Below are 21151 nucleotides of genomic sequence, written 5' to 3'. Positions count from 1 at the left end.
CCGGCCCTACTGCGTTTTGGGTACGGCTGGTGCCGTAGGTACGGCCGCCATGCGCGCGGCCACCTTGACGGCGTCAAGGCTCGAGCCGACGTCGTGGACCCGGACGGCCCAGGCCCCACGGTAGGCGCTGATGGCCGTAATGGCCGCCGTGGCACCGTCCCGCTCCTCGGGAGCGGCGGCCTTTCCTGCCACGGTGAGCAGGGTGCCCAGGAAGCGCTTGCGGGAGGCGCCCACCAGGACCTTGTGGCCCAGGCTGTCCAGCTGGTCAAGGTTTTGCAGCAGTTCCCAGTTCTGGGCATCGTTCTTGGCGAAGCCCAGGCCCGGATCGATAATGATCTGTTCCGGGCTGACTCCGGCGGCATAGAGCTTGTCCCGCACTCCTGCCAGTTCCGCCACCACTTCCCCGGCAACATCGGCGTACTCTGCAAGCGAGTTCATGGTGCGGGCGTCGCCGCGGCGGTGGGTGAGGACGTAGGGCACCTTGGACGCTGCGACGAACTCGGCCATTTCGGGCTCGATACTCAGTCCGGAGATGTCATTGACGATGGCCGCGCCTGCCTTGACGGCCGCTTCCGCCGTAGAGGCGTGGGTGGTGTCGATGCTGACCAGCGCCCCGGCCTTCACCAGCGCCTCGATCACGGGCAGGACCCGGCGCTGTTCCTCGTCGGGGCTGACGTCGTCTGCCCCCGGCCGGGTGGATTCCCCGCCCACGTCGATGATGTCCGCACCTGCGTAGAACATCCGCAGGCCGGCCGCGATGGCGGTGTCCGCAGTGGCATGCTTTCCGCCATCGCTGAAGGAATCAGGGGTCACGTTCAGGATGCCCATGACCAAGGTCCGGCCGGTGGGCAGGTCTTCAAAGCGCGCGGCGGGGCGGGGCTTGCGGAGGATGGGCAGCGGGGAGGTTGCGGGCCCCGTTCCGGGGGCTGCAGCGAGTGAATCCATGGGTCTGTGGTTACCTTCCGAGGATGAGGCTCATGGCTTCGGCGCGGGTGGCCGGGTCATGAAGCTGCCCGCGGACCGCACTGGTGACGGTCTTCGCTCCGGGCTTGCGGATGCCACGCATTGACATGCACATGTGCTCGCATTCGACAACGACGATGGCGCCGCGGGGCTTGAGGTAGCGGACCATCGCTTCGACGATCTCTGTGGTGAGCCGCTCCTGCACCTGCGGCCGCCGTGCGTAGATGTCCACCAGCCGGGCCAGCTTGCTCAGCCCGGTGACCCTGCCGTCGTGCGAGGGGATGTAGCCAACGTGGGCCACCCCGTGGAACGGCACCAGGTGGTGCTCGCAGGTGGAGTAGAACGGAATGTCCTTGACCAGGACCAGTTCCTCATGGTCCAGGTCGAAGGTGGTGGACAGGACTTCCGCGGGGTCATGGTGCAGCCCGGCGAACACCTCGGCATACGCCTTCGCCACCCTTTTGGGGGTGTCGAGGAGGCCGCCGCGGTCCGGGTCCTCGCCGATGGCAAGGAGGATTTCGCGGACGGCCGCCTCGATCCGTGGCCGGTCCACCTTGTGGCTCGTCGAATGGTGGGAACCGTCCTGGGCCAGGTATCCGGCGGAGGCGGGAACGTCGTCGTCGTCGAAGGAAGTCACAGGGAAAGCTTAGCCGCGAAGGGTGTCGGGCCCCGAGTCGGTGACTCCGCCCTTGAAGGGTGCATCCTCCGGAACGCCCTGCGGGTGCGGGGGCTGGGCGTCCAGCGGCTCGTCCAGCCGGGCCTTCTTCGCTTCTTCCTGCGCTTCCCGCTCGGCCCGCTCCCGGCGGGTCTCCACCGGCCCTGCCAGGACGGGGCGGGTTTCCTTGGACAGCCACACCTCGCGGAAGTCGCGCTTGCGCACGTCGCGGAAGATGTCGGCAATCTCGGCCTGGTTGAGGGTCTCCCGCTCCAACAGCTCAAGGGCCAGCAGGTCCAGGATGTCGCGGTTCTCGGTAAGGATTTCGTAGGCCTCGTCGTGGGCCTGCTCGATCAGGCGGCGCACTTCCTCATCCACCACGTAGGCGATCTGGTCCGAGTAGTTGCGCTCGTGGCCTGCATCGCGGCCCAGGAAGGGTTCGCCGCCGCCCTGGCCCAGGCGGACAGCACCAACGCGTTCGCTCATGCCATACTCGGTGACCATCTTGCGGGCAGTGCCGGTGGCCTTTTCGATGTCGTTTGAGGCACCGGTGGAGGGATCGTGGAAGACGATCTCCTCGGCCACGCGGCCGCCCATGGCGTAGGCCATTTGGTCCAGGAGCTCGTTGCGGGTCACGGAGTACTTGTCGTTCTCCGGAACCACCATGGTGTAGCCCAGGGCACGGCCGCGGGGAAGGATGGTGATCTTGGTGACCGGAGCCGAGTTCCGCAGGGCAGCCGCCACCAGGGCGTGGCCGCCTTCGTGGTACGCGGTGATCTTGCGCTCGTGCTCCTTCATGACGCGGCTGCGCTTCTGCGGGCCGGCCATGACGCGGTCGATTGCCTCGTCCAGTGCGCGGTCATCGATCAGGTTGGCGTTGGACCGGGCGGTGAGCAGCGCAGCCTCATTCAGGACGTTGGCAAGGTCGGCACCGGTGTAACCGGGAGTCTTCTTGGCCACAGCCTTCAGGTCCACACCGGGCGCCATCGGCTTGCCTTTGGCGTGCACCTGCAGGATCTGGTCACGGCCGATCAGGTCCGGCGCCTCTACCGAGACCTGGCGGTCGAAACGGCCGGGACGCAGCAGCGCGGGGTCCAGGACGTCGGGCCGGTTGGTGGCGGCGATCAGGATCACGTTGGTCTTGACGTCGAAGCCGTCCATCTCCACCAGCAACTGGTTAAGGGTCTGCTCGCGTTCGTCGTTTCCGCCGCCGATGCCGGCGCCGCGGTGGCGGCCTACGGCGTCGATTTCATCCACGAAGATGATGGCCGGGGAGTTGGCCTTGGCCTGCTCGAAAAGGTCGCGGACGCGGGACGCGCCGACGCCGACGAACATTTCCACGAAGTCCGAGCCCGAGATGGAGAAGAAAGGCACGCCTGCTTCACCGGCAACGGCACGGGCCAGCAGGGTCTTACCGGTGCCCGGAGGACCGTAGAGCAGCACGCCCTTGGGAATCTTGGCGCCCACGGCCTGGAACTTGGCCGGTTCCTGCAGGAATTCCTTGATCTCCTGCAGTTCCTCCACAGCCTCGTCCGCACCTGCGACGTCCGCGAAGGTGACCTGCGGCATGTCCTTGCTGACCATCTTGGCCTTGGACTTGCCGAACTGCATGATCTTGGAGCCGCCGCCCTGCATGCGGGTCATCAGGAACCAGAAGAGGGCGCCCAGCAGGATGACGGGGATCAGGAGGGAGAGCAGGCCGGAGAACCAGTTGCTTTCAATCGGCTGGTCGGTGAAGCCCTGGGCGGGCTTGGCGTCGGTGACAGCCTTCACCACGTCCTGGCCGCGGGCATCCACGAAGAAGAACTGGACGCTCTTGCCCTTGTCCTGCCCGTCCAGCTGCAGGTCGTCCTTCAGTGTGAGGTCAACGCGGTTCTCGCCGTCGAAGATCTTGGCCTGCTCCACCTTGTTATTGGCGAGCAATTCCAGGCCCTTGTCCGTATCGATCCGGGCCGCACCGCCGGGGGCGAGCGTTGCAAAAGCCACAAGGAGCAGACCGACCACAACGACGATCCAGATGCCCGGGCCTTTGAAGAAGTTCTTAGCTTTCATCTGTTCGGGGGCTGGCCCCGTCCTTCCGGTAGTGCTTCACGGCGAGTACTCTGCGCACGTGATGGTGCTGCGTCAGCTTCTAGCTATACACCGTCCGGAGTACATCACGCATAGCGAAAAGCAAAAGTTCCCTGTGGGCGTAGCGGGACAGACAGCGCACCGAAGGCGTCGGAAGGGCCTGGGGTTACTCGTAGACGTGCGGGGCCAGGGTGCCGACGAAGTCCAGGTTGCGGTACTTCTCGGCGTAGTCCAGGCCGTAGCCCACCACAAACTCATTGGGGATGTCATAGCCGACGTACTTGACGTCGATCTCCACCTTGGCGGCAGTGGGCTTGCGGAACGCGGTGCAGATTTCGACCGAGGCGGTGCCGCGGGATTCCAGGTTGGTCTTGAGCCAGGACAGGGTGAGGCCGGAGTCGATGATGTCCTCGACGATCAGCACGTCCTTGCCCATGAGGTCAGTGTCCAGGTCCTTCAGGATGCGCACCACGCCGGAGGACTGGGTTCCCGAGCCGTAGGAGGACACGGCCATCCAGTCCATGGAGATGTGGCTGTGCAGTGCCCGCGCCAGGTCCGCCATGACCATCACCGCGCCCTTGAGGACGCCCACAATGAGGATCTCGCGGCCTTCGTAGTCCTTGTCGATCTGCGCTGCGAGTTCGGTGATGCGCTGCTGGATCTGTTCCCTGGTGTAGAGAACGTGCTTGAGGTCTGCCTGGACGTCGTTTGAATCCACCAATGGCTCCTGTTTAGATGCGGGGTGCGACTATTTTGCGGGCGGTTTTTGAGGCCGGAATACTAGCTTCCCACAGCGCGCGCGTTCGCGGGGAACGGAAGGGGCGTCCCCCGCGGCGCCGGTGCCCGCATCGTCCTTCGATTCCTCCAGCTGCGCCAGCGACAACCGGTACACACTCACGCCGCCCGGAAGCTCAACCGGACCGGCCGAACCCTGCCGCCGCAGCAGCGCTTCCGCCGCCAAAAGGCGCTGGTAACTGGGCTGCTGGCCGCCGACGTCGGCCGCTGCCTTGGCGATCACCCGGAACCTAATGGCAGGGGCCAGGGCGCGCAAGGCCTCCTCCGGCAGGCCCAGCCCGTCGCCGTCCTGCTCCACCAGGGAGGCGTAGGTGCTTTCCGCCACATCCTCCAGGTAATCGGCGTCCAGCTGCAGGATGGCGGCGGTGCGGGCCAGGGATTCGGCCACTCCGGGGCCGAGTTTGTCCTCAAGGTGCGGGAGGACCTCCACGCGGGTCCGTGAGCGGGCGAACGCGGGATCCGTGTTGGTGGGGTCGTGCCAGGGGTTCAGCTCCTCCACAGAGCAGATTTCCTCCGTGTCTGCGCGCCGAAGCCCCAGGAAGGGGCGCAGCAGTCTGCCACGGGCTGGCCGCATGCCGGCGAGCGAGCGGGTGCCGGAGCCGCGGGCCAGGCCCAGGAGTACCTGTTCGGCCTGGTCGTCAAGGGTGTGGCCCAGCAGGATTGCCTCCGCACCCTGCTCCGCAGCGGCGGCTTCGAGGGCTGCGTGACGGGCCTCGCGCGCAGCAGCCTCCGGACCCATGCCGGTGCCGGCCACGGTGACTGTCCGGACTTCCACCGGCGCCAGGCCCAGCTCCTCCAGTGCCTGGGCGGTGCGGGCAGCGATGTCAGCGGATCCATCCTGCAGCTGGTGGTCCACCACCACGGCACCCACGGTCACCGGATGTGCGTTCACGTGGCCGCGGCGGGCGAAGTAGGATGCGACGGCGGCGAGCGCCAGGGAGTCGGGGCCGCCGCTGCAGGCCACCAGGACGTGGCGGGGATAACCGGCGTCCGCCAGGGCGTCCTGCAGCATTTTGCGCGCAGTGCCGACGACGGGTGCCAGCCTTCCGGGCCGGCGTCGTCCGCTGGGAACGGCGGCAGGCGCGGGCGCCGCTTCAGGCAACTTGGCGTCAGGCAATCAGAGGCCCATCCGCTCAAGCCACAGCTTGGCGTCATGGATCTCGGGCTCGGTGGGCAGGTGGTCCGCCGACTCCCAGACCTTGTTGAATCCGTCCATGCCAGCCACATCCACCACGGCGCGGACGAACCGGGCGCCGTCGGAGTACTGGCGCATCTTGGCGTCCAGGCCCAGGAGGCTGCGGATGAACTTCTCCACCACGCCGCGGTCCTTGCCACGGTCGTTGAAGCGCTGCCGGATGGTCTTCACCGACGGAACGATGCTGGCATCCACGGCGTCCATCACCACGTTCGCGTGGCCCTCCAGCAGGCTCATCACCGCGGTCAGGTGCGAAATTGCGGCCTTTTCCTCGGGGTCCTGCAGCAGGTCAAGGATGGCACCGCGGCGCGGCGCGTCCCCGGATGCAGAGCGGTCCTTCAGGGAACGGGCGGCAGCGGAGGCCCGCTCCATCAGGGAATCGACGTTGCCCAGGAGGTGGCCGCTGAGGCTATCGATCTGCTCCAGCATGTGGTGGCGCAGCCAGGGTGCGGCCGCGAACTGGACGCGGTGGGTTTGCTCGTGAAGGCACACCCAAAGCCGGAAATCCTCCGGAGTGACGTTGAGCTCGCGCTCCACAGAGATGATGTTCGGCGCCACCAGCAGGAGCCGGCCACCGGCGGGAGCCGTGGAGTTCTCCGCGAGCGCCGCGAAGGGATCGTACTGGCCCAAAACCTTGCTGGACAGGAAAGCCAGGACGGCACCCAGCTGGCTGCCGGTGATGGCACCACTGACACTGGCCGCAGAGGGGCTCAGGGACCCGCGCCGGCTGTCCAGCATCTTCTGCATGGCAGGCTTGAGCATCACCGCGAAACTCTGGGTGTTGGCCTTGGCCCACGATGCCCGGTCCACCACCAGTACGGAGGAGTCGCGCAGGTCGCGTGCAGCCTCCAGCCCGGTGATGTCATGGACGTGCGAAACAGAGGCGTCCGCCAGGCGGCGCAGGCTGTCCACCGCCTCGCCGATGGCCTTTTCGTCAAGCACGGGGCCGGCCGGAGCCAGCCGCGCCGCGGTGGAGGCAGCGAGGTCCCAATTGATCAGGGCCTGCGCCTGGTCGGACTGGACCCCATTGGATTGGGCCCCGTTGGACTGGGCAGCTGAGGACAACGTCGATGCGGACTCGCGCGCAGTGGACTCCATGAGTCCCATCAGAACACAGCAGGCTGGGGATCGTCCTTAAGTTCGCTCACCGGCGAACTTCCACAGCCGCTGAACAGCCGTTGGACAGTGCTAGCGGCAGCCGCAGCCTGCAAGCGCCGTGGCCGCCCGGTCCAATGCTTCCTTGTTGCCGGCCGCCCCTGGAACCAGGCCGTTGCCGAGGAACGAGAACACCAGGAGCCTGCCATCGGCGTCCACCACATAGCCGCTCAGGGCCAGAACCGTGTTCAAAGTCCCCGTCTTGGCGCGCACCAGCCCGGCGCCGCCGGAGGTGGTGGCGTCCCCGTACCGGGTGTCCAGAGTGCCGGACAAGCCCCCAACCGGGAAGCCGTCCAAAGCGGCGCGAAGCCTGGCGTCGGCACCGGTGGCAATGGCACGCACCACGTCCGTGAACTGCCGGGCCGGAACCTGGTTGCCCATGGCCAGGCCGCACACATCCACGAGTTTCATGGTGTCCGAGGACAAGCCCGCGGCTCCGAGTTCGGCAGCAACCACCGCAGTGGCGCCGTCGTTGCTGCCCGGCCGGCCAGTGGCCACCGCGGCCATCCGGCCCATGGTCTCGGCCAGATAGTTGTCCGAGACCTGCAGCATGAGGTTCACCTGCTCCGCGACCGTGGCGGAGTCAGCGGCGGCGAGAACGGCAGCGTTGGCTTGGGAGTCTCCGGGTGAACGTTCGACGGCGGGTGCCACGGTCAGTCCCGCACCGGCACCTGCCGCACGGAGCCGGGCGGCGAATTCCTGGCCCGCGGCCATGGCGGAGTCCTGCGGACGGGGGCCGGTGGTGACGGCGGGGTCAAAGCGCGCGGAATTGAGGGCCAGCGGGTACAGCGGGGCGATTTCGCCGGCTTCGACGTCGCCGGACTGCCAGTTGGGGTTCAGCGCGGGTCCCGTAAAGAGGGAGTCATCCACCAGCACCTTGATCTCGCCCGTGGTGCCGGTGGCCTGCAGCGCCTGCACGGTGGCTGCGGCAAGAGTGGCGAGGCCGGCGCGGCCCATCACCTGTTCCGCGTTCGACTCCCCGGCGCCCAGCAGGACGTCACCGCCGGCCACCAGCACCACCTGTCCCGGGGCAGGGCCTTGAATCACCTTTGTGCTGAACCGGTGGTCGGGACCCAGGGTTCGCAGCGCCGTGACCGCCGTCAGCAGCTTAAGGTTCGACGCCGGCACCCGTCCCTCTGCGCCGCCCCGGTCAAAGAGGACCTGGCCCGTGAGCGCGTCCTGCACCATGCCCGTGAAGGTTCCGCCGCCGTCAGCCTTCAACACCGGGTCCACCTGGGCGCTCACCGCTGAGGGCACCGGCACCGGGGCGGAGGGCTGGAGCGGGGCAAGCACCTGGGGGGCGGAAAGCGTGGCGGGTGGTTGTTGCCAGGCGGGCGGCGCCGGGGCGGGTGCGGGAGCCTCGGGGCCTTTGAAGCCCGGGGCCACCAGCAGTGCTCCCGGGATGGCAAGGACGATCAGGATCAAGGCCGCCAGCGCCAGCGGCCATGGCTTGCGCGGACTTTGGCCCGGGCTTCCCCCGCGGCTGGACCGACGGCTGCGCAACGGTTCCCCGCCGGTTGATTTGGTCATGCTGGTGCTGGTCCTCAAGTCCTGAAATTTCCCCACAAGTTCCTGATTCCAGGGCCTCTCGCTATATCCTCAATTGTAGTCGGCGGCACCGACACTCTTTTTTGTGGGCCCGTCAAGTGTGCCGCGCACCCCCTGCAATTGCCGAGGAGCATTCCCATGAAGCACGACGTGACCATCGAGATCCCCAAGGGATCGCGCGTCAAGTACGAAGTTGACCACGAGACCGGCCGCGTCCGCCTGGACCGCGTCCTCTTCACCTCCATGCAGTACCCCACCCACTACGGGTACTTCGAGAACACCCTCGGCGAGGACGGCGATCCGCTGGACGCACTGGTGCTCCTGCAGGACTTCGACCTGCACCCCGGCGTCATCGTCGAGTCCCGCCCCATCGGCGTCTTCAACATGACGGACGACGGCGGCGGAGACGCCAAGATCCTCTGTGTCCCCGTGGATGCCCGCTTTGACCACATCCAGGAAGTCAGCGACGTCAACGAGTTCCTGATCAAGGAAATCGAGCACTTCTTCACCCGTTACAAGGACCTGGAGCCGGGCAAGTGGGTCAAGGCCGAGGGCTGGGGCGACCGCGCCGCCGCGGAAGCCGAACTGGAAGCATCCATCAAGCGCTACGTGCCCAGCGGCCACTGATCTACACCAGTCCGACGGCGGGTGCCTGGCTTTTCGAAGCCGGACACCCGCCGTCGTTGTTTCAGGAAGTTGTGGCATGGTGGGGCTGTGAGTTCCGAGCCCGCGCTGACCTCCCAGCTTCTGTTTCATCCCCCCTGCGGCCCCGTCAGCGGATGGCGCGACGACAGGGTTGTTCGTGCCACCGGTATCCCCTACGCCAGGGCACAACGGTTCCAGCCGCCGGCGCCAGTGCCGGACTGGACCGCCGAATTCGCCGCCACGTCCCTCTCGCCCGCCTGCCCGCAGGCGCCGGTCCCGTTCCTGGACGATGTCCTGGGCACCAAGTACGGCGAGCTTCCCGGCAGCGAGGACTGCCAGAACCTGTCGATCACCATGCCCGGCGATCTCTCTCGGGACGAAAAGCTGCCCGTCATGGTCTGGATCCACGGCGGCTCCTACACCACGGGATCGGGTGACCTGGCGATCTTCGATCCCGCCCGGCTGGTGGCCGAGAACCGGGTGATAGTGGTCTCGGTGACGTACCGGCTCGGTTTGTTCGGGTTCCTGGCGACGCCTGCCGGGCGTCCCGGCAACCTGGGGCTCCTCGACCAGCTCGAGGCATTCCGCTGGGTGCAGCGGAACATCGCTGCCTTCGGCGGCGATCCCGGCCGGGTCACCGCGTTTGGCCAGTCCGCCGGGGGCGATGCAATCGCCCACCTGATGGCCACCCCGGAGGCGCCCACACTTTTCCAGCGCGCCATCATCCAGAGCGCGCCACTGGGCATTACCCGGGGCCGGGCCAAGATGAACCACGCCATGGGCATCGCGGCCGACGGCGTCACGGAGCAGACGCCCGCCATGGATGTGGTGGCTCTCGAAGCACAGGTTACGCAAGTGGCCAAGAAGTTCGGCATGTTGGCGGCCATGCCGTTCGGCACCCAGTACGGCCACGATCCGCTCCCCGAGGAGTCCGAAATAGAGGCGGCCTGGAACCGGACTGCCCCTGCCATCGAAGTCCTGATCGGACATACCTCGGAGGAGGCCCGATTGTTCCTCCCCCGCAGTCCGCGCCTGATGCGCTTGGCGGGCGCTCCCGTGGTGGGTCCCGCGGCCGTCCGGGCCATCGACTGGCTGGTGACCGAGACCGTGTACGGTCGGGCAACCCGCAAGTTTGCGCGCCGGCATGCCAAGGCGGGCGGAAAAGTGCACCGCTATGTCCTGGACTGGCATGCGCCCGGCAACATCTTTGGCGCCGCCCATACCGTGGACCTGCCCCTGCTGCTCGGCAGCAAGAAGACGTGGGACGGCGTGGGACTGATCGCCGGGGCCGACTGGGCGAAAGTGGATATGACCGGGCGGGCAGTGCGCTCATTGTGGGCCGGTTTTGCCCGCGGGGATGACTTGGGTGAAGCCGGCGCAGTGGACGACGCGCTCCACTACCGTCGTGTCTGACAGGCCGATGAGGACCCTCGGCGTGGATCTGGCCGCCGCAACGAAGAAGACGGCGGTCGCCGTGATCGAGTGGGACCGGCACCCGGAGGCCAGGGAGGCCGCGGAGGCCGGCACGCAGCCGTCCGCCAGGCTCGCTCACCTGGCTCTGGACGTGGACGACCAGGAGATTGTGGACCTGTTCGGCACCTGTGACATGACCGGCGTCGACTGTCCCGTCGGCTGGCCGGACGCACTGATCCCCTTTCTGACCGGGCACCTGAACTTCGATGCCGCACCTGTCTTGGAACACGACGGGATCGCCGGCCGGCGGTTGCTGGCTTACCGGGACACTGACCGCTTCGTCACCCGGGAAACAGGCTTGATCCCGCTCAGCGTGTCCGCCGACCGCCTGGCGCATCCCGCCATGCGCTGCGCCGTGATCCAGGCGAAGATCGCCGGGCTCCACGGCCCGCAGCCGCGCGACGGCTCAGGCCGGCTCGCCGAGGTGTACCCCGCGGCATCACTGAAGATCTGGGGCCTCAATGGCCGCGGCTACAAGGGCCGCGGCATCCCCGAAGCCGAGCGCCTCGGTGTCCTGCTCGCCTCGCTGGAAGAGCAGGCACCATGGCTGGACCTGTCAGGTCACCGGGACAGGCTGGCAGCCTCGGACGACCTGTTCGACGCCGTCATCGCCGCCCTTGCCGCCCGGGCCGTGCCCCGCCGTCGCACGCTCCTGCCGGATGCAGCCCACGCCGCCGCAGCCCGCAGCGAAGGCTGGATCCACCTGCCGTCCTGCACCCTGGACGAACTGCCCTGCTGAGGGGAGAACTAGCCGCCGAGCTTCCAGTTCCGGATCTCTTCCGGGTCCTCGCCGTGGGTGCGGGTGTGATCGCGGGCGCGGGCCCTCCGGTCCTGCAGGTCCTGGCGCAGGAGTGAGTGTTTCTCGGCCATCCCCGGCACCCGGTCGATCGCGTCAACGGCCAGGGTGAAGCGGTCGATTCCGTTAAGCATGGCCATGTCGAACGGCGTGGTGGTGGTCCCCTCCTCCTTATAACCGTGCACGTGCAGGCCCTGCTGGTTGGTGCGCTTGTAGGCCAGCCGGTGGATCAGCGCCGGGTAGCCGTGGTACGCGAAGATGACGGGCTTGTCCGGCGTGAAGATCCCGTCGAAATCGTGGGCGGGCAGGCCGTGGGGGTGCTCGCTCTCGTCCTGCAGCCGCATCAGGTCCACCACGTTGACCACGCGGACTTTGAGCCCAGGCGCACCTTCGCGGAGCAGTTCGGCGGCCGCCACGGTCTCCACGGTGGGGACATCACCGGCGCAGGCCAGGACGACGTCGGGCTCCTCCCCGGGCACCTCGGAACCGGCGAACGTCCAGATCCCCAGGCCGCGGCGGCAATGGTTGGCGGCGTCAGCCGGGCCAAGCCAAGTGGGCGAGGGCTGCTTGCCGCTGACCACGATGTTCACGTAGTCCGTGGACGCAAGGCAGTGCTCCATCACCGAAAGCAAGGTGTTGGCATCCGGCGGCAGGTAGACCCGGATGACCTCCGCCTTCTTGTTCACGGCGTGGTCGATGAAGCCCGGGTCCTGGTGCGAGAACCCATTGTGGTCCTGCTGCCACACGTGGGAGGACAGCAGGTAGTTCAGCGACGGCACCGGCTGGCGCCAGGGCAGTGCGCGGGATACCTTCAGCCACTTGGCGTGCTGGTTGAACATGGAGTCCACGATGTGCACGAACGCTTCGTAGCAGTTGAACACCCCATGCCGCCCGGTCAGCAGGTAGCCCTCCAGCCAGCCCTGGCACAGGTGCTCGCTCAGTACCTCCAGGACCCGGCCGGAGCGCGCAAGGTGCTCGTCGACGTCGTCAATCCGGTACTGCCACACCTTGTCGGTGACCTCGTAGACGTTCTGCAGCCGGTTGGACGCCGTCTCATCCGGGCCGAACAGCCTGAAGTTCTCCATGTTCTGGGCGATGACGTCCCGCATCCAGGAGCCCAGCGTCACCATGGGGCTGACGCGCTCGACGCCGGCAGTGGGGACCTCGACGGCGTGGTCCTGGTACGCGGGCAGTTTCAGCGCGCGCCGCAGCACGCCGCCGTTGGCATGGGGCGTGGCACTCATGCGGAAGTCTCCCGTGGGCGCGCCTTCGGCGACGTCGGGCCGGAGGCGGCCGTCGCCGTCGAACAGTTCGTCCGGCCGGTAGGACTCCAGCCACTCCTCCAACTGCTTCAGGTGCTCGCCGTTGGTGCGGACTTCGGACAGCGGCACCTGGTGGGCGCGCCAGGTGCCTTCCACCTGCAGCCCGTCCACGGTGCGGGGCCCGGTCCAGCCCTTGGGGGAACGCAGGACGATCAGGGGCCAGCGGTGCCCGCCCTCCCCCGCCTTTTCGGCGGCCGGATCCTGGCGGTGGGCGTCCTGGATGGCCTTGATCCGGGCCAGGCAGCGGTCCAGCACGGCGGCGAAATCACGGTGTGCCTGCTCGGTATCGTCCGGATCGGCCACGGTGACGAAGTACGGCTCATGGCCGTAGCCGCGCAGCAGTTGCTCCAGCTGGCCCTGCGGCATCCGGGCCAGGACGGTGGGGTTGGCGATCTTGTAGCCGTTCAGGTGGAGGATGGGCAGCACGGCGCCATCCACGGCGGGGTCCAAAAAGTTGTGCGAGTGCCAGCTGGCGGCGAGCGGCCCGGTTTCGGCCTCGCCGTCGCCGATCACGACGGCGGTCACCAGCTGGGGGTTGTCGAACACCGATCCGTAGGCGTGGGCCAGGGAGTACCCGAGCTCGCCGCCCTCGCTGATGGAGCCGGGGCTTTCGGGGGCCGCATGGCTGGGGATGCCGCCGGGGTAGGAGAACTGGCGGAACAGCTCATGCAGACCCGCCTCGTCGTTGCCCACGTGCGCATAGATTTCGGAGTACGTTCCCTCCAACCAGGCATTGGCGACGACGGCGGGGCCGCCATGGCCGGGACCGGCAACAAAGAGCATCTCAAGGTTGTCGCGGCGGATCACGCGGTTCAGGTGCGCGTAGACAAAGTTCAGCCCGGGAGTGGTGCCCCAGTGGCCCAGCAGGCGGGATTTGGTGTCCTCTGCCTGCAGCGGCTCGCGCAGCAGCGGGTTGGAGCGGAGGTAGATCTGCCCCACCGAAAGGTAGTTGGCCGCCCGCCACCACTTGTCGACGAGGTCCAGTTCCTCCTGCGGAAGGTCCTCCTGCTGCGTCTCGTCCTGCGGCTTTACATCGTGCCCTGCGCTGCCGGCCATAACCATCCTCACCTCGGGTGTGCCGCTGCAGGCGGCCGTTCCCCCATCGCAACAGATGAAGGGGCAGGCAGGCAACCCCCGCCGTCGGACCTTGTCTTGCTGCCCCTGACCACCTGTAGGGTAGTAAGCAAGCTTAGCTTCCGCTGCGGCGGGGCTGGGACCATCGAATGCGGGGAGATCGAAACATGCCAGCCGAAGACGACGTTGTAATTCCCGGAGTTCCGTCCAGTGAACCTCCGGCGTTTGAAGAGCCCACCACCCCGCGGGAGCCGTTGCCGCCGAAACCGGACCAACGGGGTCCCGAAGCCGTGTCCCCAACCGGCAGCCCGACCGGTGCCCCAGCCACCGCCCGCGCCCAGTCGGGCCAATACCTGACCACAGCCCAAGGGCTCCGGCTGCCGGACACGGATCATTCCCTCAAGGCCGGTGCCCGCGGTCCCATCCTGCTGCAGGACCATCATCTGCGTGAAAAGATCACCCATTTCGACCATGAGCGGATCCCGGAGCGCGTTGTCCATGCACGCGGCGCCGGGGCGCACGGCGTGTTCCGTTCGTACGGGACGGCTTCGAAGGTCACCCGCGCCGGCTTCCTCGCCCCGGACGTCGAGACGCCGGTGTTTGTCCGGTTTTCCACCGTGCTTGGCTCGCGGGGCTCTGCGGACGCAGTCAGGGACACCCGCGGGTTCTCCACGAAGTTCTACACGGATGAGGGCACCTACGACCTGGTGGGAAACAACATCCCTGTGTTCTTCATCCAGGACGGCATCAAGTTCCCGGATGTGGTGCACGCGGCCAAGCCCCACCCGGACCGCGAGATTCCGCAGGCCCAGAGCGCCCACGACACCTTCTGGGACTTTGTGTCGCTCCACACCGAGGCACAGGCCCACACCCTGTGGAACATGTCCGACCGCGGCATCCCCCGGTCCTACCGGACCATGGAAGGCTTTGGCGTCCACACCTTCCGGCTCAGCAATGCCGCCGGGGACACCACGCTGGTGAAGTTCCACTGGAAGCCCAAGCAGGGCGTGCACTCCCTGGTCTGGGAGGAAGCCCAGATCATCAACGGCATGGACCCGGACTTCCACCGGCGCGACCTTGCTGACGCCATCGAGGCGGGGGCCTTCCCGGAGTGGGAACTGGGCATCCAGACCTTCCCGGATACCGAAGACCAGATGTTCCAGGGCATCGATCTCCTGGACCCCACCAAGTTTGTCCCCGAGGAACTCGCGCCGGTGCAGCCCATCGGACTCATGACCCTCAACGCGAACCCCACCAATTTCTTCGCCGAGACGGAGCAGGTGGCCTTCCACCCCGGCCACTTGGTGGCGGGCATCGACGTCACCAACGACCCCCTGCTGCAGGTACGCCTGTTTTCCTACCTGGACACCCAGATCTCGCGCCTGGGCGGGCCCAACTTCGCGCAGATCCCCATCAACCGGCCGCATGCTCCGGTCAACGACATGCTGCGCGACGGGATGCACCAGACGGCAGTCCATGCTGGAGTTGCGCCATACCGGCCCAATTCCCTGGACGGCGGGTGCCCGTTCCTGGCCGGCCAGGACATGGGCGCGTTCGTGGACGTGCCGGAGGCAGTTGCGGAATCCATCAAGGAACGGCGCAACCCTGCATCCTTCGATGACCACTACAGCCAGGCCCGGCTGTTCTTCCGGAGCCTGAGCGCGGTGGAGCAGGACCACGTGATCCAGGCGTACACATTCGAGCTCGGCAAGTGCTTCGAGACCGCCGTCCGCGAACGCCAGCTGCAGGCTTTGGCCAACATCGATGCCGGGCTTTGCGCCGCCGTCGCCGCGGGCCTGGGAATGCCGGCCCCCGATGCGACGGAGCAGGTCCCGGACCGGGCACCAAGCCCGGCTGTGTCCCAGGTGGGCGAAACGTGGCCGGTTGCCGGCCGCGTGGTGGGCATCCTTGCCGATTCCTCCAGCGACCTGGCCCAGGTGGAGGCGGCCCGCAAGGCGCTCGACGGCGAAGGCATGGTCCCGCTGGTCATCGCACCAACAGGGGGCGTGCTTTCCTCCGACGGGCTTTCGGTGACGGTGCAGCGGACCTTCCTTACGGCGCGGTCCACCGAGTTCGACGCGCTGATCGTCGCCGGAGGCAAACAGTCCGCGCCTGACGCCACCGCCGGGCGCGACGCCAAGGCCGGGGAGCCTGTTGACACCCCGGATCCGCGCATCGCGCTCATGCTGTCCGAGGCGTACCGCCACGCCAAGGCCATTGGCGTGTGGGGCTCCGGCTCTGCCGTCCTCGAGGCGATCGGCATCCGGCAGGAAACGGTTGGCATCGCTGCCGGGGACAGCGCGGCCGAAGTCACCGCCGAGGTCTCCGGACTCCTTGCCGCGCACCGCGCGTGGGACAGGTTCCCGGCGACCGGGGTAGGCGCGTCCGCTTCCGCGGCGCAGTAGGCCTGCACCGGCCTTCCGCTCCGCTGGTTTTGGCTGGGGCCCGCATCGAACGTGATGCGGGCCCCTCGTCATTTCCGCCAGTGCCCGGCGAGGCGCCTGCGCGCGAAACAGGCCGTTTCGCAGTTCCTACTTCCGGGTAGTGTGGACCCAGAATGTTCACCCTCACCATCAACCAGACGGACAGCCGGCGCGACGGCGACCAGGTTCCGCAGCTGCTCAAGGCACTGCGGCACATCCCCGCGCGCCTGGATTTTGACAGGTCCGTCGAGGACGAGGTCCAGGGGATTGTCGACTGCCCGCACCAGGCGGTGGATGCCGCCCTGATCGCGCTCCGCAGCGGGCATTGGTACGTGGGTATCGGGGCCGGGCCGGTGGATGAACCGCTGCCCAACCAGATCAAGGACGCATCCGGCCACGGCCTGGTCTACGCCCGCCGGGCGGTGGACCGGCTCCGCAACAGCAAGGAGCGGGTACCGGTTGCAGTGGAGGGACCGTTGGCCGATGTTGCCCACGACGCCGAAGCCATCCTCCGGCTGCTGGGCCACATCGTGCGGGACCGCTCCGGGGCAGAATGGCGGGTACTGGACCTGCTGACACCGGGAGTCCGCGGCCAGCAGAAAGCGGTGGCGCAGGAACTGGGCATCACCACGCAGGCCGTCAGCAAGGCCGTCGCGCGGGCCCAGTGGAATGAGGAACATGCCGCCCGGCCCGCAGCTGCCCGGTTGCTGGCGCTGATCCTTGCGGTGGGCTGACCCCCCGCCGGGGGCCGCCGTCGCAATCTGTTTTTGGGGCCCTTGGACCCTTAGCTGCCGGTTGCCGCCATCACGGGCTCGCCGTTGAAGTACTCCAGCTTCCACCCGTCGATCGCGTGGTGGTGCGCCAGGTTCAGTACGGCGTTGTCCACGCTGGCCAGGGTCTGGCCGATGGCGCGGCTGAGCGTGACACGCAGCAGGGTTCCGTGGGTGACCACCAGGAGCCGCTGCCCGCGGAACTCCTCCGCCAGGGCTTCCAGCGCCGCGATTCCGCGGTCTGCGGCCTCGTCTTCACTTTCGGCGCCCTTGAACCCGCCGGGTACCCGCAGGGCGTCCAGCTCCGGTCCGGCCTGCATCCCTTCGGCCGGGCCGAAGCTGCGCTCCGTGAGTTCCGGGACGCGCCGGGATACTGTCAGCCCGAGCCCCTCGGCAATGAGGTCCGCGGTTTCGGCGGCGCGGCTCAACGGCGAGGAAACGATGGCGTCCCACTCGTACGGGGCAAGGACGGCGACGGCCTCACGTGCCTGGCCACGTCCAACGTCGTTGAGGGGGATGTCGGTTGATCCCTGCAGCCGGCGCTCGGCATTCCAGTCGGTCTGGCCATGGCGGACGAGGGCGAACGTCGTAAGGGTCATGCCCCTATTCTGCCTTGGCTCCAGGCCAGGACCGGAATCGCGGCAGCGGGCCTCGTCGCCGGGCGACTTAGAGGAGGCTGCGCAGCACGTGGGCGGCGCCGTCGTCGTGCACTGAGTGGGTGACCTCATCCGCTGCAGCCACCACCTCCGCCGGGGCCTGACCCATGGCCACCCCGCGGCCGGCCCAGGTGAGCATCTCGATGTCGTTCCGGCCATCACCCACGGCAACGGTGAGGTGCTCTTCGAAGCCGAGGCGGACCCGGAGGTTTTCCAGGGCGCTGGCCTTGGTCACGCCTGCGGCCGCGATGTCCAGCCACGCGGTCCAGCCCACGGAGTAGGTAACTCCCGCAAGGCCCACGTGGTTGATGGCCTCGGTGAACTCCTCGGGGGTGTTCTCGGTGCTGAACACCACTACGCGGACGGCAGTGGACTCCAGCATGGTGTGGAAGTCCACGCCCACCGCCTCGACGCCGAAGCTGGCGTCCTGGAACCGCTCGGTGGACAGGAAGTTGCCGTCGGCGTCCTCCAGCGCGTACTTGGCGGACGGGAGGCGTTCGCGCAGGGCGCGCAGGGCCGGGGCCGGATCAAAGGTGGCCTTGTGGATCACCTCGTAGCCATTCTCCAGTTCGGGGTGGAGCCGGAGAGTCACGCCGCCATTGCAGCAAACCGCATATCCGCGCTCGATCCCGATCTTTTCGATAATGGGAAGCGTGGCATTCAAGGAGCGGCCCGTGGCGATCATCACCTCGTGCCCGGCGGCCACCACTGCCTGGGCGGCCTCCCGGACACCCGGGGACATGTGGCCGTCATGGTTCACCAGTGTGCCGTCCACGTCCAGCGCGACCATGAACTTCCGGTCGATAGCGGTGAACTCGATGTTGTTCAGGGCGTTGTTTTCGTTGTTCTCTCGCCGGTCATCGTTGCCGGCGACTGAGGTTTCAGTCAGCGTTGTCATCCACATAGTGAACCAGACGTAACTGACACGCGCTAGGACGGGGACCACAGGTTTAATGAACTGTTGATTAACTCGGCGGGTTTCCACATGCGTGCGGCTGCGCGGACCACTCGCGGAAGCGCCGTCATCTGCGGTACGCAGCCGCCCGCGGACACCACACCCCCGAACGCGCCGGTGCAACGTCCATCAGCCGGTGCGAATATGAGCTGTCTGGTTGTCCACATGCGCCCACCGGCCCCTTCAACGGCCACTCATTGGCCGGTGACGATAAGGGCATGCACTTGATCTCCGCGCAGGACCTCCGCCGCACCACGGGGGACACCCGTTCACTCAGTAGACGCTACGCGCAGGGTGAACTTGTCCGTGTCCGCAAAGGTGTTTATGCCGAGAAACGTGCATGGGTGTCATTGCCGCCATGGGAAAGATACGTCCAGACCGTCCGCGCGGTAGATCTGGAGCTCCCGCAATCGACATTCTGCCTGCACACGGCCGCTGTCATATGGGACCTGGAACTTCTCGCCGTGCCTGCGTACATCCACCTCTCCGGGGCAACCAGAGGCCACACGGGCCGCAGGAAACCAACAACGTCCGCGGCACGTGACAGCTCCGGACAAACAGGAATCGAACACATCACCGCCTACGGCATCCACCGGCATTTCGCGAACGCAGCAGCAGTCCAACGAGGAGGGCTGCTGGTAACCCCTCTTGCGGAAACAGTCATTGGCGTCATTGCGACGGAGGACTTCGCGGCAGGAGTGGTGTTGGCGGATCATGCGATCAGCAGTCGGCGAGTATCCGGGCCCCCACTTGGCAAGGACGAACTGTTGAGAACGGCCTTCACGCTCGAATCAGCGGCCCGTCGGAACTGGGTGGCACAGGTGCTCGACTTCGCATCGCCGCAGTCAGAGTCGGCTGGTGAATCGCTCAGCCGCGCCCAGATGCATCTGCTCGGCTTTCCGGCCCCCATGCTCCAGGCAAAGTTCCTGCAGGAAGGTTCACTGCTCGCCCGGACCGACTTCTTCTGGCCCAAGTACCGGCTCATTGGCGAGTTCGACGGCGACGCCAAATACCTCAATGATGAATATCTGGGCACTCAAACAGCCCGCCAGGCCGTGCTGGCGGAAAAGAAACGCGAGGACAGGCTTCGGGCGGCAGGTTTCCGGGTTGTCAGGTGGGACTGGGCAACGGCGTCGAACCCTGTCCGCTTTGCAGCATGCCTCCGGCAGGCAGGGCTGCCTAGCAGCCGGAGCAGACAACCGGGCACGCGCTAACGGACAGTGCACCCCCGAACTCGGCGGTGCACTGTCCGTTCAAGGGTGCACCGCCAAGTTGCGGGTGCGCCGCGAAGAAGAGACCCCTACAGGACCGGCAGCACCTCGAGGCCGCCCAGGTACTTCTGGAGTGCCTTGGGCACGTTGACCGAACCGTCCGCGTTCTGGTGGTGCTCCAGCAGGGCCACGATCCAGCGGGTGGTGGCCAGGGTGCCGTTCAGGGTGGCCACGGCGCGGGTGCCCTTGGAGACGCCCTCCGCATTGACAATGCGTTCGCGGATGTTCAGGCGGCGTGCCTGGAACGTGGTGCAGTTGGAGGTGGAGGTCAGCTCGCGGTACGCGCCCTGGGTGGGAACCCACGCTTCGCAGTCAAACTTTCGGGCGGCGGACATGCCCAGGTCGCCGGCCGCGGTGTCAATCACCCGGTAGGGCAGCTCGCACTTGGCCAGCATCTCCTCTTCCCAGGCAAGGAGCCTCTGGTGTTCGGCGGCAGCTTCCTCAACGGTGGTGTAGATGAACATCTCCACCTTGTTGAACTGGTGCACGCGGATGATTCCCCGGGTGTCCTTGCCGTGCGACCCGGCCTCGCGGCGGTAGCAGGAGCTCTGGCCTGCGTAGCGGATGGGGCCAGCGGAGAAGTCGAGGATCTCGTCCGCGTGGTACCCGGCAAGGGCCACCTCTGAGGTGCCCACAAGGTAAAGGTCGTCTTCGGCGAGACGGTAGATCTCGGCGTCGTGCTTCACGTCGAAGCCCGTGCCCTGCATGGTCTCCGGACGCACCAGGGTGGGCGTGATCATCGGGACGAAGCCGGCCTCGATGGCCTGGTCCATGGCCATCTGCAGCAGCGCCATCTCCAGCCGCGCTCCAACGCCCTTGAGGAAGTAGAAGCGGGCGCCGGAGACCTTGGCGCCGCGTTCCATGTCGATCGCGCCAAGCAGCTCGCCGATCTCCAGGTGGTCGCGCGGTTCAAAGTCAGGGAATTCGCGCGGCGTGCCGACGGTCTTGACCACTACGTAGTCGTCCTCGCCGCCCTCGGGAACGCCGTCCTCGACGAGGTTGGGGATGGTGCGGAGCAGTTCTTCCTGCTTGGTCTGCGCAGCATCAGCCTCGGCCGATGCTGCCTTGACGGAGTTGGCCAACTCCTTGACCTCGGCCAGCAGGGCCTGCTTCTCCTCGCCCTTGGCCTTGGCCACCTTCTTGCCGAACACGTTCTGCTCGGCGCGGAGGTTCTCGAAGCGGAGCAGGGCCTCGCGGCGGGCGGAGTTCGCGGAGATGATCGCGTCCACCACTGATTCGTCCGCGCCACGGGCACGCTGGCTGGCACGGTACTTGTCCGGGTTTTCGCTGAGGTCTTTTACGTCGATCACCAGACAAGGGTATCCAATTCACTGCACGACGGCGGGCGGCCGGCTCCGTGCCCCCTCCCGCCGTGCGCCGGGCTA

At 67.1% G+C, this 21151-nt stretch carries 17 protein-coding genes; 6 read left to right on the top strand and 11 right to left on the bottom strand.

What is annotated here, in order from left to right:
* Nucleotides 1-6 precede the first annotated feature (6 nt).
* The 7 genes from folP to dacB all read right to left on the bottom strand — a co-directional run bounded on the left by folP (nucleotide 7) and on the right by dacB (nucleotide 8363).
* Nucleotides 7-945, bottom strand: a complete 939-nt coding sequence (folP, locus tag ACETK3_RS13945) for a dihydropteroate synthase (RefSeq protein WP_373993072.1) — start codon at nucleotides 943-945, stop codon at nucleotides 7-9.
* 10 nt (nucleotides 946-955) lie between these two features.
* A complete protein-coding gene (gene folE / locus ACETK3_RS13940) occupies nucleotides 956-1600 on the bottom strand; it encodes a GTP cyclohydrolase I FolE (protein ID WP_236821038.1) in 645 nt (214 codons plus the stop codon).
* A 9-nt stretch (nucleotides 1601-1609) separates the two neighbouring features.
* Nucleotides 1610-3670: an ATP-dependent zinc metalloprotease FtsH gene (ftsH, locus tag ACETK3_RS13935; protein WP_237429578.1), complete on the bottom strand. Its 2061-nt coding sequence runs from the start codon at nucleotides 3668-3670 to the stop codon at nucleotides 1610-1612.
* A 184-nt stretch (nucleotides 3671-3854) separates the two neighbouring features.
* A complete protein-coding gene (hpt, locus tag ACETK3_RS13930) occupies nucleotides 3855-4406 on the bottom strand; it encodes a hypoxanthine phosphoribosyltransferase (RefSeq protein ID WP_102977004.1) in 552 nt (183 codons plus the stop codon).
* A 30-nt stretch (nucleotides 4407-4436) separates the two neighbouring features.
* Nucleotides 4437-5495, bottom strand: coding sequence for a tRNA lysidine(34) synthetase TilS (gene tilS / locus ACETK3_RS13925; RefSeq protein ID WP_373993078.1), 1059 nt, complete (start codon nucleotides 5493-5495; stop codon nucleotides 4437-4439).
* Between the two features lie 105 nt (nucleotides 5496-5600).
* Nucleotides 5601-6776, bottom strand: a complete 1176-nt coding sequence (locus ACETK3_RS13920; RefSeq protein WP_236800568.1) for a zinc-dependent metalloprotease — start codon at nucleotides 6774-6776, stop codon at nucleotides 5601-5603.
* A 90-nt stretch (nucleotides 6777-6866) separates the two neighbouring features.
* Nucleotides 6867-8363: a D-alanyl-D-alanine carboxypeptidase/D-alanyl-D-alanine-endopeptidase gene (gene dacB, locus ACETK3_RS13915; protein ID WP_373993071.1), complete on the bottom strand. Its 1497-nt coding sequence runs from the start codon at nucleotides 8361-8363 to the stop codon at nucleotides 6867-6869.
* Nucleotides 8364-8519: 156 nt separating this feature from the next.
* Between dacB and ACETK3_RS13910 the strand changes: the two genes are divergently transcribed.
* The 3 genes from ACETK3_RS13910 to ACETK3_RS13900 all read left to right on the top strand — a co-directional run bounded on the left by ACETK3_RS13910 (nucleotide 8520) and on the right by ACETK3_RS13900 (nucleotide 11238).
* On the top strand, nucleotides 8520-9008 hold the full coding sequence (locus tag ACETK3_RS13910) for an inorganic diphosphatase (protein WP_236800566.1): 489 nt from the start codon (nucleotides 8520-8522) through the stop codon (nucleotides 9006-9008).
* An 87-nt stretch (nucleotides 9009-9095) separates the two neighbouring features.
* Nucleotides 9096-10439: a carboxylesterase family protein gene (locus ACETK3_RS13905; protein WP_373993070.1), complete on the top strand. Its 1344-nt coding sequence runs from the start codon at nucleotides 9096-9098 to the stop codon at nucleotides 10437-10439.
* Between the two features lie 7 nt (nucleotides 10440-10446).
* Nucleotides 10447-11238 (top strand): DUF429 domain-containing protein, encoded by a 792-nt coding sequence (locus ACETK3_RS13900; RefSeq protein WP_373993077.1) that lies wholly within the window; start codon nucleotides 10447-10449, stop codon nucleotides 11236-11238.
* Nucleotides 11239-11246: 8 nt separating this feature from the next.
* On the opposite strand, the gene ACETK3_RS13895 is transcribed toward ACETK3_RS13900, so the two are convergent.
* The gene (locus ACETK3_RS13895) at nucleotides 11247-13673 is read right to left on the bottom strand and encodes a phosphoketolase (protein WP_373993069.1); all 2427 of its coding nucleotides are present in this window, start codon (nucleotides 13671-13673) and stop codon (nucleotides 11247-11249) included.
* 185 nt (nucleotides 13674-13858) lie between these two features.
* Between ACETK3_RS13895 and ACETK3_RS13890 the strand changes: the two genes are divergently transcribed.
* Together ACETK3_RS13890 and ACETK3_RS13885 are read left to right on the top strand one after the other, a co-directional pair.
* A complete protein-coding gene (locus tag ACETK3_RS13890; protein WP_373993068.1) occupies nucleotides 13859-16096 on the top strand; it encodes a catalase in 2238 nt (745 codons plus the stop codon).
* Between the two features lie 152 nt (nucleotides 16097-16248).
* The gene (locus tag ACETK3_RS13885) at nucleotides 16249-16848 is read left to right on the top strand and encodes a hypothetical protein (protein ID WP_306969683.1); all 600 of its coding nucleotides are present in this window, start codon (nucleotides 16249-16251) and stop codon (nucleotides 16846-16848) included.
* A 50-nt stretch (nucleotides 16849-16898) separates the two neighbouring features.
* On the opposite strand, the gene ACETK3_RS13880 is transcribed toward ACETK3_RS13885, so the two are convergent.
* Entirely contained in the window at nucleotides 16899-17483 is a 585-nt protein-coding gene (locus ACETK3_RS13880; protein WP_306969685.1) for a histidine phosphatase family protein, read from the bottom strand.
* A 67-nt stretch (nucleotides 17484-17550) separates the two neighbouring features.
* Nucleotides 17551-18438 (bottom strand): HAD family hydrolase, encoded by an 888-nt coding sequence (locus ACETK3_RS13875; RefSeq protein ID WP_306969687.1) that lies wholly within the window; start codon nucleotides 18436-18438, stop codon nucleotides 17551-17553.
* Between the two features lie 275 nt (nucleotides 18439-18713).
* Between ACETK3_RS13875 and ACETK3_RS13870 the strand changes: the two genes are divergently transcribed.
* A complete protein-coding gene (locus ACETK3_RS13870) occupies nucleotides 18714-19709 on the top strand; it encodes a hypothetical protein (RefSeq protein WP_237429572.1) in 996 nt (331 codons plus the stop codon).
* 86 nt (nucleotides 19710-19795) lie between these two features.
* On the opposite strand, the gene serS is transcribed toward ACETK3_RS13870, so the two are convergent.
* Nucleotides 19796-21076 carry a serine--tRNA ligase gene (serS, locus tag ACETK3_RS13865; RefSeq protein ID WP_306969689.1) on the bottom strand — a complete coding sequence of 427 codons (1281 nt, stop codon included), beginning with the start codon at nucleotides 21074-21076 and terminating at the stop codon, nucleotides 19796-19798.
* Nucleotides 21077-21151: the final 75 nt, after the last annotated feature.

Source organism: Arthrobacter sp. E44 (assembly GCF_041877125.1).
Lineage (GTDB): Bacteria > Actinomycetota > Actinomycetes > Actinomycetales > Micrococcaceae > Arthrobacter.
The sequence above is the reverse complement of the archived record's forward strand: the minus strand, read 5'-3'. Positions and strand labels throughout refer to the sequence as shown.